Origin of the sequence: Streptomyces sp. NPDC058663 (genome assembly GCF_042716745.1) — a bacterium.
GTDB lineage: Bacteria > Actinomycetota > Actinomycetes > Streptomycetales > Streptomycetaceae > Streptomyces.
In genome coordinates, this window is the sequence record NZ_JBHXRV010000016.1 from 133,287 (window position 1) to 149,390 (window position 16,104).

General features: G+C 69.2%; 11 protein-coding genes. 1 reads left to right on the plus strand and 10 read right to left on the minus strand.

Annotated features, from left to right (window positions below):
- Positions 1 to 15: 15 nt before the first annotated feature.
- The 10 genes from ACFWVV_RS14660 to ACFWVV_RS14705 all read right to left on the minus strand — a co-directional run bounded on the left by ACFWVV_RS14660 (position 16) and on the right by ACFWVV_RS14705 (position 15,208).
- Entirely contained in the window at positions 16 to 1,644 is a 1,629-nt protein-coding gene (locus tag ACFWVV_RS14660; RefSeq protein WP_384346309.1) for an ABC transporter substrate-binding protein, read from the minus strand.
- Between the two features lie 97 nt (positions 1,645 to 1,741).
- Positions 1,742 to 2,965: an MFS transporter gene (locus ACFWVV_RS14665; protein WP_384346312.1), complete on the minus strand. Its 1,224-nt coding sequence runs from the start codon at positions 2,963 to 2,965 to the stop codon at positions 1,742 to 1,744.
- Between the two features lie 193 nt (positions 2,966 to 3,158).
- Positions 3,159 to 3,785: a GNAT family N-acetyltransferase gene (locus ACFWVV_RS14670; protein ID WP_384346315.1), complete on the minus strand. Its 627-nt coding sequence runs from the start codon at positions 3,783 to 3,785 to the stop codon at positions 3,159 to 3,161.
- A gap of 161 nt (positions 3,786 to 3,946) precedes the next feature.
- Positions 3,947 to 5,098 (minus strand): ABC transporter ATP-binding protein, encoded by a 1,152-nt coding sequence (locus ACFWVV_RS14675; RefSeq protein ID WP_384346318.1) that lies wholly within the window; start codon positions 5,096 to 5,098, stop codon positions 3,947 to 3,949.
- On the minus strand, positions 5,091 to 6,149 hold the full coding sequence (locus ACFWVV_RS14680) for an ABC transporter ATP-binding protein (protein ID WP_384346321.1): 1,059 nt from the start codon (positions 6,147 to 6,149) through the stop codon (positions 5,091 to 5,093). Before ACFWVV_RS14680 ends, ACFWVV_RS14675 begins: the two co-directional genes overlap by 8 nt.
- Before the next feature lie 55 nt (positions 6,150 to 6,204).
- On the minus strand, positions 6,205 to 7,134 hold the full coding sequence (locus ACFWVV_RS14685; protein WP_384346324.1) for an ABC transporter permease: 930 nt from the start codon (positions 7,132 to 7,134) through the stop codon (positions 6,205 to 6,207).
- A gap of 31 nt (positions 7,135 to 7,165) precedes the next feature.
- Positions 7,166 to 8,092 (minus strand): ABC transporter permease, encoded by a 927-nt coding sequence (locus ACFWVV_RS14690; RefSeq protein ID WP_384346327.1) that lies wholly within the window; start codon positions 8,090 to 8,092, stop codon positions 7,166 to 7,168.
- 179 nt (positions 8,093 to 8,271) lie between these two features.
- Positions 8,272 to 9,978 (minus strand): ABC transporter substrate-binding protein, encoded by a 1,707-nt coding sequence (locus ACFWVV_RS14695; RefSeq protein ID WP_384346330.1) that lies wholly within the window; start codon positions 9,976 to 9,978, stop codon positions 8,272 to 8,274.
- Positions 9,979 to 10,531: 553 nt separating this feature from the next.
- The gene (gene typA, locus ACFWVV_RS14700) at positions 10,532 to 12,403 is read right to left on the minus strand and encodes a translational GTPase TypA (RefSeq protein WP_384346333.1); all 1,872 of its coding nucleotides are present in this window, start codon (positions 12,401 to 12,403) and stop codon (positions 10,532 to 10,534) included.
- A gap of 357 nt (positions 12,404 to 12,760) precedes the next feature.
- Complete coding sequence (locus tag ACFWVV_RS14705) at positions 12,761 to 15,208, minus strand: ABC transporter family substrate-binding protein (protein ID WP_384346336.1); 2,448 nt, start codon at positions 15,206 to 15,208, stop codon at positions 12,761 to 12,763.
- A 316-nt stretch (positions 15,209 to 15,524) separates the two neighbouring features.
- Between ACFWVV_RS14705 and ACFWVV_RS14710 the strand changes: the two genes are divergently transcribed.
- Positions 15,525 to 15,833 carry a hypothetical protein gene (locus ACFWVV_RS14710; RefSeq protein ID WP_384346339.1) on the plus strand — a complete coding sequence of 103 codons (309 nt, stop codon included), beginning with the start codon at positions 15,525 to 15,527 and terminating at the stop codon, positions 15,831 to 15,833.
- Positions 15,834 to 16,104: the final 271 nt, after the last annotated feature.

Genomic DNA, 16,104 nt, shown 5'->3' on the forward strand with positions numbered 1-16,104 from the left:
GCCCCTGCAGGCGGGTCAGCCGACCTTGATCTCGTGGTAGACGGGGATGCTGAACGGGTTCAGCGCCACGTTCGAGGTGCGCTCGGAGTAGGCGGCCGAGCCGTTCTGGTACCAGAGCGGGATGGCTGCCATCTGGTCGGCGACGACCTTCTCGGCTTCCTGGAACTTGGCGGTGGCCTTCGTGACGTCGGTCTCGGCGTTGGCCTGCTTCAGGAGGGCGTCGAACTCCTTGCTGGACCACTTGCCGTCGTTGGAGGAGGCTCCGGTGGCGTACAGCGGCTCCAGGAAGTTCTGGATCAGCGGGTAGTCCATCTGCCAGCCCGCGCGGAAGGGGCCGGTGAACTTCTGCTGGCTGGCCTGGCTGCGGAAGTCGGCGAAGGTGCCGATCGGGTTGCCGACGCAGGCCTTGTTGTCGCCGAGCGCGTTGTTGATGCTGTTGCAGACGGCGTCCACCCACTCCTTGTGGGAGCCGGTGTCGGCGTTGTACGAGATCTTCATCTGGCCGCCGGGGATGCCGCCGCCCTCGGCGACCAGCTTCTTGGCCTCGGCCGCGTTGTACTCGCAGGAGGCGCCGCAGAGCCCGGCCTTGTAGCCGCCCGCCTCGCCGAGCACCGGCGAGGTCCAGTCGGTGGCGGGGGTGCGGGTCTTCTGGAAGATGGTGTCGGTGATCTGCGCCCGGTTGATGGCCATGGACAGGCCCTTGCGCACCTTCTCCGAGCCGGGCTTGTTCCAGTCCGCGTCGTAGTACGGGAAGGCCAGGGTCTGGATGATGCCGGCGGGGGTGTTGAGGTAGCGGTCGCCGAGGTCGTTCTTGACGTTCTTGAGCTGGGCGGCCGGGACGTCGTCGAGGAGGTCCAGGTTTCCGGCCGACAGGTCGGTGTAGGCGGTGCCGTAGTCGGTGTAGACCTTGAGGTCGACGCCCTCGTTCTGCGCCTTGTCCGGGCCCGCGTAGTCGGCCCACTTGCGCAGGCTCATCACCGAGCCCTTCTCGTAGCGGTCCACGGTGTACGGGCCGTTGCCGACCGGCTTCTTGAGGTATGCCTCGCGGTCGTCGAAGAAGACCTTGGGCAGCGGCGCGAACGCGGCGTAGCCGAGCGTCTCGGGCCAGGTGGAGAACTTCTGGGTCAGCTTGACCGTGAAGGTCCGCTCGTCCTTGACCTTGAGGCCGGACATGGTCTCGGCAGTGGCCTCGCCGCTCTCGGGGTGGACCTTGTCGTAGCCCTCGATGTAGGCGAAGAAGGGGGCGTTCTTCTGCTTGTTCTTCAGGTGTGCGCCGTAGTTCCAGGCGTCGACGAAGGACTTCGCGGTGACCTTCTCGCCATTGCTGAACTTCCAGCCGTCCTTGAGCGTGACGGTGAAGTTCTGCGAGTCGGTGGTGTCGATCTTCTGGGCGAGCATGTCCTGTGCCTCGCCGGTCTTGGCGTCGTACCGCTTGAGGCCGCGGAAGAGCATCTCCAGGACCTTGCCGCCCTGCACCTCGTTGGTGTTCGCGGGCTCCAGGGGGTTCTGCGGGTCGCCCCAGGAGGCGCTGAGCACACCCGCGTCGCCACTGCCGCTGCCCCCTCCGCCGCCGCCGCAGGCGGTCGCCGCGAGGGCGACGGCTGCCGCGGTCGCGGCCCACTTGGCGTGCCTGGCTCCGCGCATGAAGTGCCTCCTAGAGTCCCAAAGACGACTTAGAGACTCATATCACCGCATACATGGTGTTATCGCATCTTTACTGCACCCGCTCGCGCCGCGCGCGCTATCCGCCTGCCCGTCCGGACCCGCCGCCGGGGCCGCCGGGCGGGGCGGAGCGGCGCAACAGCGCGGGCGCGGCCGCCAGTCCCGCCAGCAGGGTTCCGGCGCCCGCCAGTTGCAGGGTGGCCGCACCGCCGAGTGCGCCGGCGGCCGGTCCGCCCAGGGCGGTCCCGGTGAGGTTGGCCCCGTTGAGCAGGGCGCTGGAGGAGGCGAAGGCGCGTCCTCGTACGGCGGCGGGGACGCGGGCGTGCAGCAGGTTGCGGATGGCGAGGTTCTGCAGGGCGTTGGCGACCCCGGTCAGTACGAACGCCCCGCAGGCGACCGCGAAGACGTGCACGGTCCCGCTCAGCAGCAGTCCGCCTCCCATCAGGCAGGCCGCCCCCACCAGCACCTGCGGCTGCCGGGCGAGCGGGATCCGGGGGGCGAGCAGCGCGGAGGCACCCAGCGCGCCCGCGGTGTGTGCGGCGGTGAGCAGGCCGAAGCCCGCGTCGGAGGCGTGCAGGTCGTCGCGGATGAAGAAGACCCGGGCGACGTTCAGCAGCGCGGTGAAGGCGACGGCGACAGCGAGCGAGATGATCGCGGTACGCAGCACCCGGTCACCGCCGAGCGCCCCGACCCCCTGCCGCACCTGACCGAGCCAGGACTCCCGGCCGCCCGCGCCGGGTACGGGCGTGCGCCGGGCCCGTACCGTCAGGAGGGCTGCGGCCAGGGCGGCGTAGGAGAGCGCGTTGACGAGCAGGACGAGCCTCTCGTCGTACGCGGCGACCAGCAGCCCGCCGAGCGCGGGGCCCGCCACGTTGCCCGCCGAACGGAAGGTCTCCAGCCTGGCGTAGCCGCGCGCGGTGTCCTGCTCGCCGACGATCACCGGCACCAGGAGCTGGAGAGCGGGCGAGACCACCGCGAGGCCCGCGCCCAGCAGGGCGAGCAGCACGAGGGTGAGCGCCGTACCGCCGGTCACCGCGAGACCCAGTGCGGCCAGTGCCTGGAAGGCCGTCGCCAGGACGATCAGCCGCCGGCTCTCCATGCGGTCGAGCAGCGGGCCCGCCAGCGGTCCGACGACGACGAGCGGCAGCACGCCCGCGATCAGCAGGAGCGAGAGAACGGTCCCCGGCTGCCCTTCGTCGTGGAACCGCAGGGTCAGCGCGAGGAGCGCCATCTGGTCGCCCATGGAGGACAGTCCGTACGCGGCGGCCAGGGTGGTCAGCGGGGCTTGGCTGTTCGCGGGCACCGGCAGATGCTGCCACCGGCCCGGCGGGGAGGGCACCCCGCGGAGGCACGATCACGCCACGGGGGCCGTGCCCACCGGGGGTGGCACCCCGCACCCGATCACGCCATGAAGGCCGTGCCCGTCCGGGGGCAGCCACCCCGCACACGATCACGCCATGGGGCCGTGCCCACCGGGGGCGGCACCCCGCACACGATCACGCCATGGGCGGCCGCTGCGGTACGGGGGACGCCATGCGCGGCCGCTCCGGTGCCGGGTCCGTCGCCAGCCTGGCGTGCACATGCATGTCGAGGTGCACCCCGGGCTCCGCCGAGGGCAGGGCCCCGCGGGCGGTGCCCTCCAGGACGTACCCCGTGCGCAGGGCCACCGCGCAGGACGCTTCGTTGCCCAGGCCGTGGCCCAGCTCGATGCGGTGCACGCCCACCTCCTCGAAGCCCCAGCGGGTGCACAGCTCCACCGCCCGGGTGACCACGCCCCGGCCGCGCGCCTCGGGCATCAGCCAGTAACCGATCCCGGCGACGCCCCGGCGCAGCTCGATCTGATGCAGACCGACGGCCCCGAGCACCTGGTCGGTAGCGGCGTCGGCGACGCAGAACTGGGCGAGGTCGCCGCGCTGCCAGCCCTCGGCGCGCGAGCGCACGTACCGCAGGGCGCCGTCCTCGTCCATGGGGTCGTGCAGCCCGCCGTTCCAGTGGAGTGAGACCGGGTCGTTCATGCCGCGCACGAGGTCGGCCACGTCCCGCTCGTGCCAGGCGCGCAGCCGCAGTCCGCCGCCCAGAAGTTCGGTGAAGGTCAGGCTCCCCTGCGGGGCGTCGCTGCTCATGGGTCGCTCCTCGTCGTACGGAAACGGGATCGGATACGGGGTACGGGATCGGTACGGGGTACGGGATCGGTACGGGGTACGGGATCGGGAAACGGCCCCGCCCCCGTGCCCGGGGGGGAACCCGGGACGGGGGCGGGGCCGGACGGCCGGGCGCGTTCCGGTCAGCCGACCAGAACCTGCTTCTCCTCGGCGAAGTGGCACGCCGACTCGTGCGCGGCCGGGGTGTCCTGGCCCTTGAAGCGCTCGGGGATCGCCAGCAGCGGGACCTCCTTGGCGCACTTGTCCTCGGCCTTCCAGCAGCGGGTGCGGAAGCGGCAGCCCGACGGCGGGTTGGCGGGCGAGGGGACGTCACCGGTGAGGATGATCCGCTCGCGCTGCTCGCGGACATCCGGGTTCGGCACCGGCACGGCCGACAGCAGCGCCTGGGTGTAGGGGTGCGTCGGGTGCTCGTAGATCTCCTCGTCGGAGCCGATCTCGGCCATCTTGCCCAGGTACATCACGCCGACGCGGTCGGAGATGTGCCGGACGATGGAGAGGTCGTGCGCGATGAAGAGGTAGGAGAGGTTGTACTCGTCCTGGAGCTTCTCCATCAGGTTGATGACCTGTGCCTGGACGGACACGTCCAGGGCGGACACCGGCTCGTCGCAGATGATGATCTCGGGGTTCAGGGCCAGGCCGCGGGCGATGCCGATGCGCTGGCGCTGACCGCCGGAGAACTGGTGCGGGTAACGGTTGATGTACTCGGGGTTCAGACCGACGACATCGAGCAGCTCCTGCACCTTGCGGCGGCGGTCGCCCTTGGGCGCCACCTCGGGGTGGATCTCGAAGGGCTCCCCGATGATGTCACCGACCGTCATGCGCGGGTTCAGCGAGGTGTACGGGTCCTGGAACACCATCTGGATGTTGCGGCGGACCGCCTTCAGGGCCCTGCCGGACAGCTTGGTGATGTCCTGGCCCTTGTAGAAGACCTCGCCGGACGTCGCCGTCTCCAGCAGCATCAGCAGCTTGGCGACGGTCGACTTGCCGCAGCCGGACTCGCCGACGATGCCCAGCGTCTCGCCCTGGTACAGGTCGAAGGAGATCCCGTCGACGGCCTTGACCGCGCCGACCTGCTTCTTGAAGAAGATGCCCTGGGTGAGCGGGAAGTGCTTCACCAGGTTGCGCACCTGCAGGATCGGCTCGCCGCGCTCGACGGGCGCCGCGATGGCGTCGACGGCGGCGTCCTCGGTCGCCGCGTGGACGACCTCCACCTCGGTGATCTGAGGGGTCGCGTCCGTGGGCGTCGCCTCGTCGTGTCTGCTGAGCTCAGCCATGGAGCGTCTCCTTCCAGAAGTGGCAGGCGCTGCCGCGGCCGGCCACGTCGGCACCCGCCCGGTCGGTCACCTGGTGCAGCGCCGGGATGTCCTCGCCGCACACGGACTGCGCGGAGGGGCAGCGCGGCCTGAACGCGCAGCCCGACGGAATGCGCGTCAGGTTCGGCGGCAGGCCCTTGATCGCGTACAGCTCCCGGCCCTTCTGGTCCAGGCGCGGGATCGACTCCAGCAGGCCCTTGGTGTACGGGTGCGCGGGCTTGCGGTAGATCTCGTGCACCGGGGAGGTCTCGACGATCCGGCCCGCGTACATCACGGCGATCTTGTCGGCGACGTCCGCGACCACACCGAGGTCGTGGGTGATCAGGATCAGGCCCATGTTCATCTCGCGCTGGAGCTCCGCGAGCAGGTCCATCACCTGGGCCTGGACGGTCACGTCGAGAGCCGTGGTGGGCTCGTCGGCGATGATCAGGTCCGGCTCCAGGGCCAGCGCCATCGCGATCATGATGCGCTGGCGCATACCGCCGGAGAACTGGTGCGGGTAGTCCCCCACGCGCTCCTTGGCGGCCGGGATGCGCACCCGGTCCATCAGTTCGATGGCCTTGAGCTTGGCGTCCTTCTTCGACATGCCCTTGTGGACCCGGAACATCTCGCCGATCTGGGTGCCGACCGAGTGCACGGGGTTCAGCGCGGACAGCGCGTCCTGGAAGATCATCGCCATCTTGGCGCCGCGCAGCTTGCGCCGCTCCTCCTCGGCGAGCTTCAGGATGTCCTGGCCCTTGAAGAAGATCTCGCCCTTGGGGATGCTCCCCGGAGGCATGTCCAGGATGCCCATGATCGCCTGTGCGGTCACCGACTTGCCGGAGCCCGACTCGCCGAGCACCGCGAGGGTCTCGCCGGCGGCGACGGTGTACGAGACACCGTTGACGGCCCTGGCGACGCCCTCGTCGGTCTTGAACTCGACGTGCAGGTCGCGGACTTCGAGCAGCGGGGCCGTGGCGGTCGTCGCTGCTGCTGCCCCGTTCGTACCGGGGTCCTTCTCCATCGTGGTCATGCTGTCCTCCGACCCCCCGGTCCTTCAATGGTCTGTCGTGCGTGGCCCATGGCGGTCACCGGAGCTTCGGGTCGAGGGCGTCGCGCATGCCGTCGCCGACAAAGATGAAGCCGAGGCAGGCGATGATCACGCCGATGCTCGGCGCGACCCAGAAGATGTCCTGGATGCCGACGAAGTCACGCGCGTTGGAAATCAGGTTGCCCCACTCGGGAACCTCCGGGGAGACACCGACGCCGAGGAAGGACAGCGAAGCCGCCGCCACCAGGGCACCGGCGACGCTGGTGGTCGCGTACACGATCACCGGGGCGATCGAGTTGGGCAGGACGTGTCGCAGCACGATCCGCTTGGTGTCCGCACCGAGGGCCTTCGCCGCCATCACGTAGTCCGCCTCACGGGTGGAGAGGATGGAACTGCGCAGCAGGCGGGCCGTGGTGGCCCAGCCGAAGATCGCGATGGAGAGCACCACGGGGAACACACCGCGGCCGGTCAGCAGGATGATCACGATCGCACCGATGAGCAGCGGGAAGGCGAAGAAGATGTCCGCGATGCGCATCACGATGGAGTCGGTCTTGTTGCCGAAGTAGCCGGCTATCGAGCCCAGGACGATGCCGAGGATCGAGGACAGCAGCATCGACGCGAGGCCGATGATCACGGCGATACGGGCGCCGTAGACCACCCGGGAGAACACGTCGCGGCCCAGTGCGTCGGTGCCTGCGAGGTGGTCGGCCGAGGAGGGCGCGAGGGTGTTCATCAGGTCCTGCTCGTACGGGTCGTACGGTGCGATCAGCGGGGCGAAGATCGCGGTGAGGAACAGGATGCCCACCAGGACGAGGCCGACCACGGCGAGCTTGTTGGCCACGAACCGCCTGCGGATGTCACGCCACTGACTGGCGGACTTGACCTCGGCCTCGCCCGTGCCCCCGGCCAGCACGTCTGTCGTCGACTCGGCAGCGCTGGTGGCGCCGGTCTTCACGGTATTGGTCATCGTCAAATCTCTCTTCGTTGACCTGGGCTGCTCAGCCGAGCCGGATACGGGGGTCGAGGATCGCGTACAGCAGGTCCACGAGCAGGTTCATGACGACGAAGACGCCCACGCTGATCGTCACCACGCCCACCACGATGGGGTTGTTCTGCTGCTGCACCGCGGTCGCGAGCGCCATCCCGATGCCGTCCCAGTTGAAGATCGTCTCGGTGATCAGCGCACCACCGAGCAGGGTGCCGAAGGAGATGCCGATGTAGGTGACGACGGGAATGATCGAGTTGCGAAGAATGTGCCGGACCAGGACCTGCCGCTTCGGCACGCCCTTGGCGATCGCGGTCTTCACGTAGTCCGCGCGGATCACTTCCAGCATGGAGCCACGCATCAGCCTGGCGACGATTGCGGCGTCGACGATGGCGAGCGTGAAGGCGGGGAGGATCAAAGTCTTGAAGGTGCCGTCGGCGAGCAGCGGGACCCACTGCAACTGCACGACGAAGATGCTCTGGAGCAGCATGCCGAGCACGAAGATGGGCACGCCGAGGAACACCGTGGTCGACACCGTGGTGATGATGTCGATCAGGCTGTATCTCCGTAGCGCGGCGATGATGCCGACGGCCACGCCGAGCACGACGTCGATGACGATGGCGGTCAGCGCGAGCTTGCCGGTGTTGGCCAGCTTCGGCTGGAGGATCTCGGTGACGGGACGGCGCTGGCTGTAGTCCTCACCGAGGTCACCCTGGGCGAGGCGGCCGACGTACGTGCCGTACTGGACCACGAGGGGCTTGTCGAGCCCGTAGTAATGCTGCAGTTCCTTGATCACTGCGGGGTCACGTGCCTTGTCGCTGCCTGCGATCTGCCCCACGGGGTCGCCGGGGAGTACGAACAGGCACGTGAAGAGAATCATGGTGGCGCCGAGGACGACCAGGACCAGTTGTCCGAGCCGCCGTGCGATGTATCGGCCCATGTGTTGCCTTCTTCCTGAGGGGTCCCCCGCCGCAGCATGCTGCTGCCCGAGCATGCCGCGCTGGACGTGGGGGGCTACGCGGAGAAAGAGGCCGTGGGAACCCGGGGATCACCCGGATTCCCACGGCCTCTGATGAGCGCGGCGGCCTCGACAGAGGCGCGCCCGCAGCTCGTTGCTGACTATCGGAGGGAGATCTCCGCGAGGGACGGGTCCTCGAAGAAGTCCATGCTCGCACCGGCGAACTTGTCGGTGTTCACCAGGCGGAACTGGGTGCGCAGGAACATCGGGATCATGGCCTGGTCGTCCAGGGCGACCTTCTCGGCGTCCTTGTACATCTGGTTGCGCTTGGCGTCGTCCGGGGTGGCACGGGCCTGGTCGATCAGCGAGTCGAACTTCGGGTTGCTGTAACGGGCACGGTTGTCACCGGTGACCTTGCCGCCCTCGTCCTTGTTGATGGACTTCGTGGCCAGCAGCGGGAACAGGAAGTTCTCGGCGGTCGGGTAGTCGGCGCCCCATGCGAAGCGGTACATGCCCTCGGCGTTCGGCTCCTGCTGGGCCGGGAGGAACTGCGCGAAGGGGTAGCCCTTCAGCTCGACCTTGATGCCCAGGACGTCCTCGACCTGCTTGGCCGCGGCCTGCGTCCACTCCTCGTGGCCGGCACCGGTGTTGTAGCCGAGCACGATCTTGCTGCTCGAGTTGAGACCGGCCTTCTTGGCGTGCTCCTTGGCCTTCTCCTTGTCCTGCTTCACGCAGGAGGCGCAGGCACCGGCCTTGTAGGCGTCCTTGAACGACGGCGGGATGATGTTCGAGGACGCGTACTGCATGCCCTTGAAGACACCGTTGGCGATCGCGTTGCGGTCGATCGCGTAGGACACCGCGAGACGCGCGTCCTTGTTCTTCAGCACGCCCTTGTCGAGGACCGGCAGCAGGAAGTTCATGCCCGAGGTGTCGAGCTCGATCCACTTGTTGCCCGGCTTGTACTTCTTCTCGAGCGACGGCTGCTTCGGAACGGGCATGCGCGCCCAGTCGAACTGGCCGGACTCGAAGCCCTGGGTCTCCAGCTGGGCGCCGTTGGCCGGGTTGAGGATCGCGATCTCAACCTTGTCCAGGTTCGCCTTCACCACGCCGGAGGTGTCGTTGCGCACGAGCGTGATGCTCTTGTTGTGCTGCCACTTCCCCTCCATCTTGAAGGGGCCGTTGCCGATCGGAGCCTCGTTGTACTCCTTGTTCTTGCCCTCGCCGGCGACCTTGGGCACGGGCGCGAAGGCCGTGTGCACGGTCTTCGTCTTGAAGCCGCAGTCGGGGGCGTTGAGCTTGACCTTGAGCAGGTCGGCCTTGGAGCCGTCGACGCCGGAGAGCTTGTCGCTCTTGCCCGCCTGCACCTCGTCGAAGCCGGCGATGCCGGCAAGGTGGTAGGCGACGTCCGAGGCGGACTTCTTCTGCGCGACGCGCGACCAGGCGCGGGCGAAGGACTCGGCGTTGACGTCCTCACCGTTGGAGAACTTGGTGCCCGTCTTGAGCTTGAACTCCCAGTTCTCACACTTGGCGTCGGGCTTGGCGTCGTCGGCGACACCGGGAACCAGCGTGCCGTCGGCCTTGACCTCGAAGAGACCCGTGAAGAGGTTGTGCGCGATCAGCGAGCCCTCGGACTCCTGCGCGTTGTACGGGTCGATGGCCACCGGCTCGGTGATGCCGAGCCTGAAGGTGCCGCCCTTCTTGGGCGCCGCGTCGACCGCGATCTTCGGGTTGTTGTACGGCTGGCGCTGCTGCACCGGAGCCGACTGGTCTTCCTTCTTCTTACCGCCATCGCTACCGCCGCAGGCAGTCGCTGACAGTGCGACGACTATCGCCCCCGCGACCCACTTGGCGCTGGTTTTACCGCGCATGGGTTCCTCCTCAAGAGTCCACTGATTGGCAAGTGGGGCACATGGAGGTACGCCGACACCCCTGACGGCGGATCCTGTTGCACCCCGAGTGTGCTCGTGAGTCGGCGCTCCCCACAGCGCGTGACCCATTGACCCGAGCTCAATGGAGCCAACTATTAGGTACGCCCGGACCGTAAACCACACTTAAAGGGTCTCGTTTTGACAACATCACTTGCCGCGTGATGCCCGAAATCCGGACAAAGTGAGCCCAGACAGACACGCCCGAAACGGACTGTTGACACAACTTCCGGAGCGAGCCGATCGATATTCGGACACTTGGCCCGGGAAATTGACTTGACCGGTCGGTATGCAAACCACGACTGGATCCCGCACGGCGGGGGCGGGCCGGGACGCGGAACAGGACGCGGAACGGGACGCGTCACGGACGCGGAACAGGGCTCGGAACGGGACGCGTCACGGACGCGGAACTGCACGCGTCACGGACGCGGAAATGCCTGCCACCCGCACGCGGCGGGTGGCAGGCATTCCGGGCTGGACGACCAGCGCGCGGCGACTAGCGCTTGGCGCGCGACGCGGTGCGGCCGCGCTCCTTGGCGTCCAGGACGACCTTGCGGATACGCACGGTCTCCGGGGTCACCTCGATGCACTCGTCCTCGCGGCAGAACTCCAGGGACTGCTCGAGGGAGAGCTTGCGGGCCGGGACCACGTTCTCCGTGGTGTCCGCGGAAGCCGCACGCATGTTGGTGAGCTTCTTCTCCTTGGTGATGTTCACGTCCATGTCGTCGGCGCGCGAGTTCTCACCGATGATCATGCCCTCGTACACCTCGGTGCCGGCCTCCGTGAAGATGACACCGCGCTCCTGGAGGTTGACCATCGCGAACGGCGTGACCGTACCCGAACGGTCCGCCACCAGCGAGCCGTTGTGACGGGTGCGCAGGTCGCCGAACCACGGCTCGTGGCCCTCGAAGATCGAGTGCGCGATGCCGGTGCCGCGGGTCTGCGTCAGGAACTCCGTACGGAAGCCGATGAGGCCGCGGGAGGGCACGATCCACTCCATGCGGACCCAGCCCGAACCGTGGTTCGTCATGGTCTCCATGCGGCCCTTGCGGGTCGCCATCAGCTGCGTGATCGCGCCGAGGTGCTCCTCCGGCGAGTCGATCGTCATGCGCTCGATCGGCTCGTGCTTCTTGCCGTCGATCTCCTTGGTGACCACCTCGGGCTTGCCGACGGTCAGCTCGAAGCCCTCACGGCGCATCTGCTCGACCAGGATGGCCAGCGCCAGCTCACCGCGGCCCTGCACCTCCCAGGCGTCGGGACGCTCGGTGTCCAGGACGCGCAGCGAGACGTTACCGACCAGCTCGCGGTCGAGGCGGTCCTTGATCTGACGCGCGGTGACCTTGTGGCCCTTGCCTCCCTTGCCGACCAGCGGCGAGGTGTTGGCACCGATCGTCATCGAGATCGCGGGCTCGTCGACCGTGATCAGCGGCAGCGCGACGGGGTTCTCGGGGTCGGCCAGGGTCTCGCCGATCATGATGTCCGGGATACCGGCGATGGCGCAGATGTCGCCCGGGCCCGCCTTCTCGGCGGGCTTGCGGGTGAGGGCCTCGGTCATCATCAGCTCGGTGATGCGGACGTTGGACATCGTGCCGTCACGCTTGATCCAGGCCACGGTCTGGCCCTTGCGCAGCTCGCCCTGCTCCACGCGGCAGAGCGCGATACGGCCGAGGAAGTTGTCGGCGTCGAGGTTGGTGACGTGCGCCTGAAGGGGGGCGGCCTCGTCGTACTCGGGGGCCGGGACGTGCTCCAGGATGGTGGTGAAGAACGGCTCCAGGTTCTCGCTGTCGGGCGGGACGGTGCCGTCCTCCGGCTTCGTCAGCGAGGCGACACCGTCACGCGCGCAGGCGTAGACGATCGGGAACTCGATCTGGTCCTCGTCCGCGTCCAGGTCCAGGAACAGGTCGTACGTCTCGTCGACGACCTCGGCGATCCGGGAGTCGGGGCGGTCGGTCTTGTTGATGCAGAGGATGACCGGCATCTTCGCGGCGAGCGCCTTGCGGAGCACGAAGCGGGTCTGCGGCAGCGGGCCCTCGGACGCGTCGACCAGCAGGACGACGGCGTCGACCATCGACAGGCCGCGCTCGACCTCACCACCGAAGTCGGCGTGGCCGGGGGTGTCGATGATGTTGATCGTGATGACGTCGCCGCCATCCTTCGGGTGGTACTTCACCGCGGTGTTCTTGGCCAGGATCGTGATGCCCTTCTCACGCTCCAGGTCGTTGCTGTCCATCATGCGGTCGTCGAGCGACTCAGCGGCGTGAGCGGCGAAGGCACCGGCCTGCTTGAGCATGGCGTCGACCAGGGTGGTCTTGCCGTGGTCGACGTGAGCGACGATGGCGACGTTACGGATGTCGTGGCGCGTGGGCATAGGTTGCTAAACGCTTCTCTCGATCGGGGGATGCGGCGTCTCGTTCCTCGTACGCCCACCGGGCGGACGCGCCACGGCTTACCCCATGGTACTGGGCGCACGCGGGAGGGGCTTCCCGGGCGATCGGAAAACAGCGGCGGGCACCGGATTGCGGGCCGCCGCAAAAGCGCGCGGAGGGGCCGCGAGGTGCGGTGCGGGGGTGTGGCGGGGTGTGGTGCGGATGCTGAGTTCCGGGTCAAGGAGTCCCGCACGACCTTGCCCGCCGGGTGTCCGGCGGGCAAGGCAATTGAGCGTATTCTGAGCTGTTTCTCAGATCCCGAGATGGGCCCTGACCTGCGGCGTGGCCCTTATGTGGTGTTACTTGCCGTCATCCTTGGCCGTTCCGGACTTCTTGAAGCCGATGTCCTGGTAGCGCGGTGCGGCAAAGCCGAAGGCACCGGCGTTCACCACGGCGGGCTTCACCGCGACCAGCTCCGGGCGCTGGTAGAGCGGAATGGATCCGGCGGCCGCCCAGATCCTGGCATCGGCCTTCTTCACCAGCTCGCGGGCGGCCTCCTCGTCGAGCTCGGCGGCGGCCTGGTCGAAGAGCTGGTCGATGTGGTCGGTGCCGACCCGGGTGTAGTTCTGCTCGACGAGCAGCGAGCCGTCCGCGGCGGGCTCGGGCTTGGCGAAGATCGGCCGGCCGTCGGTCGCCGGGTAGGCGGTACCGGGCCAGGAGTAGAGCGCCAGGTCGAAGTCGCCCGAGGCGATGTGGTCCTTGAAGTAGTCGGCGTCCTCGACCTTGGTGATCTCGGTGCGTACGCCGATGGCCTCCAGCATCTTCGAGATCCGGGCACCCACCGTGCGCAGCGGGGCCGACTCCGGGTCGGCCGGCAGGACGAAGCGCAGGGTCAGCGGTTTGCCGTCCTTGCCGACCATCCTGGAGGTCCGGTCCGCCGCCTTGAGGGCGTGGGCCGCCGGTGCGGCGGTGCCGCGCGGGGCGTAGGCCCCGGCCATGCCGCCCTGCTTTCTCTCGTGCGCCTCGGTCTTGCTGTCCACACTGCCCGCAGCGCTGTCCTCGCGGTCCTGGTAGGCCTGCGGCCGCTGGCCCGTGGCGAGGGTGGCCGGACGGTAGCCGATCGCGGGAGCCAGGATGCGGAAACCGGCTTCGGTGCGGAACCGGTACAGGCCCTGGTCGAGGGGCTTGTCGTCGTCGCCCTTCGCGTCCGCGCCGGGCTTGTCGTCGCGGCCCTGGGCGCCTTCGCCCGGCTTGTCGTCGTGGTTCCTGGCGCCTTCGCCGGGTTTGTCGTCGTAGTTCCTGGCGCCTTCGCCGGGCTTGTCGTCGCCGACGATGTACATCCCGTCGTCCGACGCCGCCTCCTCCTTCTTCTTCGCCTGTTCCCGCTTCTTGCGCTCCGCCTCCGAGCGGCTGCCCGCGCTGCTGCCCTCCTTGCGGCCCGCGCCCTCGCCGGGCTTCCAGCCGGCCTCGGCGAGCAGGGTCTGCGCGGCCTGGGCGTCCTGGCCGCCGAGTGCCTCGCTGCCGTCCGCGTACGCCTGCTGCCCGGCGAGCGCGAGGTGGCTGCCGAGCGGGGTGGCGGGCAGGCCGAGGGGCGCCAGTACGGTCTCGGCCAGTTCCTGCCGGTTCAGCGCGCGGGCCACGGCGCGGCGCACCCGCTCGTCCGAGAGCGGGCCCGAGGCGCCGTTCAGGGCCAGTTGGGTGTAGGCGGGCTCCAGCGACTTGCGGACGGTGAAGCCGCGCAGTGCCCGCTGTTCGGACGCGTACTTCCGCGCCTTCTCGCGGGCCTCGGCGCGGGCCTCCTGCTCGGCCTCGGCGGCCTCCTCGTCGATCTCGTCGAGCGCGCCGTTCGCCCGGGCCCACGAGCGGTGTGCCTCGGCGGCCGTGGTGCCGGCGCCGGGGCCGTGGGTGAGCGGGGCCTTGCCGTTGTCCTTGGCGGCGCGGGCGATGCGCTCCACCGCGGCCCGGTCGACCTCGGCGAGGTCGATGCGGCCCTTGGCCAGGGCGGCGGCACGCTCGCCGCGGGGCACCGCGCGCAGCACCAGCTTGTCCAGCTTGGCGGGCCTGCCCCACCAGCGCGGGTTGCGCTCCAGGACCACGGAGCGGTCCTCGCGGTCCACCTTCGCCGGGCGGAAGGGGCCGGCGGTCACCGGCAGCCTGCTGCGGGCTCCGTCGTTGAAGGCGTTGGGGCTGCCCATCACCTCCTTGGGGTACAAGGGGGTGAAGAGCGAGCGCCAGTCGGCGTACGGCTTGGCGTACGTGACCTTGACCTCCAGGTCGTCGGCGCCCTTCTCGATCTTCTCGATGCGTTCGTAGCCGGCGTTGCGGGCGGTCCAGTACGCGGACTCCTTGCCGCGCAGCGCCCGCCACTGGGCGACGAAGTCGGCGGCGCCGATCTCCCTGCCGTCGCTCCACACCGCCTGCTGGTTGATCTTGTAGAGGACCACCTGCTTGGGTTCCCGCTCGATGACGGTGGCGTCCTCGAGGAAGTCCGGATTGCGCTGCGGCTGCCCCTTCTCGTCGGTGACGAACAGGGCGGGCAGCACCGCTCCGGCGACGCGCGCGGTGGTGGCGTCGGCGTCCGCCTGGAAGGCGTTGTAGGTGGCGGGCACCGAGTCGACCGCCCAGTTCAGGGTGCCGCCGTCGGTGACCTGCTCGCGGTCCGTGACGGCGACGTCCGCCGGCACCGGCGTCGCGCCCGCGGCCTCCTCGTCCTCACTTCCGCCGCACCCCGTCAGCACCGGGAGTACGAGCACACCGGTGGCGACGAGCGCGACACCGCGTCGGGCGCGCGGAGAGACGTCGGACATGGCTGGACCTCCAGGCTGACCCGGCCCCTTCCCCAACGGAACGGGCCGTCAAATTTCACAGGTGGGCGCTTATTGCGTTGATCACATTTGTGGGTGCCGCTGGCCCACTGAAAGGGACCTCGCGCGGGAGGCGGCGCCGACACGTCGGGCATCCGGGGAAGCCCACCCGAGCGGCCCAACGGGTACGGCGGAGGCGCGCACGGGGTCGTCGCACTTCGCGTACCGCTGCACGCACCCTTCACAACAGGGGATGTGACGCGCGACACTCGCAGCCGCACAGGCGCAGTGGCCCGCACCGCGGAAGTGAGGACAATTCATGTCCCTGCACGATGAGTTGAAGGACATCTCGCACTGCCTGGACCGGCTCGACCTCGCGGTCGGGCGGCTCGCCGAGGAGGCCGGGGACGGCCTGGAGATACGTCGCGTCCGCACGGACGCGGCACATCTGCGCGAGAGCGTGGCGCTGCTGGGCGGGCAGTCGCCCGAGCGGCAGACCTCCGGCCCGCCACCGCCGCCACTGCCGCGTCCCGAGCTGATCTCCATCCCGGACGCGCCGTACGACAGCGCGCTGTGGACGGACTCCGACGACGAGGGGCTCGGTGCGAGGGACCGGCACGCGCCATAGCCCTGGCGGGCGGCTGGGCTGCGGCGTTGGGCCCCTCCGGCCCCCCAGCTCCCTCGGGCGCCGGGGCCGCCCGCACGCCTCTACCCCCCAGCCCGCTTGGGCGGCGGGGCTGCCCTGATCACCGTCATGGCCTGGGCCGCGGGGCCGCCCACCTGATTACCTCGCCCCCTTGGGCCGCGGGGCCGCCCCCCGGGGGCGCGGGGGTCCCCCCTGCTCGAGCGAAGCCGAGAGCTTGGGGGAGGGCGGGCAAGGGGGCGGCCCCCGGCGGAGC

Coding starts and splice junctions, on each gene's coding strand:
- ACFWVV_RS14690 (WP_384346327.1), bottom strand. CDS start 8,092: ATGGGCCGATACATCGCACGGCGGCTCGGACAACTGGTCCTGGTCGTC.
- ACFWVV_RS14695 (WP_384346330.1), bottom strand. CDS start 9,978: ATGCGCGGTAAAACCAGCGCCAAGTGGGTCGCGGGGGCGATAGTCGTC.
- ACFWVV_RS14660 (WP_384346309.1), bottom strand. CDS start 1,644: ATGCGCGGAGCCAGGCACGCCAAGTGGGCCGCGACCGCGGCAGCCGTC.
- ACFWVV_RS14680 (WP_384346321.1), bottom strand. CDS start 6,149: ATGACCACGATGGAGAAGGACCCCGGTACGAACGGGGCAGCAGCAGCG.
- ACFWVV_RS14710 (WP_384346339.1), top strand. CDS start 15,525: ATGTCCCTGCACGATGAGTTGAAGGACATCTCGCACTGCCTGGACCGG.
- ACFWVV_RS14670 (WP_384346315.1), bottom strand. CDS start 3,785: ATGAGCAGCGACGCCCCGCAGGGGAGCCTGACCTTCACCGAACTTCTG.
- ACFWVV_RS14675 (WP_384346318.1), bottom strand. CDS start 5,098: ATGGCTGAGCTCAGCAGACACGACGAGGCGACGCCCACGGACGCGACC.
- typA (WP_384346333.1), bottom strand. CDS start 12,403: ATGCCCACGCGCCACGACATCCGTAACGTCGCCATCGTCGCTCACGTC.
- ACFWVV_RS14705 (WP_384346336.1), bottom strand. CDS start 15,208: ATGTCCGACGTCTCTCCGCGCGCCCGACGCGGTGTCGCGCTCGTCGCC.
- ACFWVV_RS14685 (WP_384346324.1), bottom strand. CDS start 7,134: ATGACCAATACCGTGAAGACCGGCGCCACCAGCGCTGCCGAGTCGACG.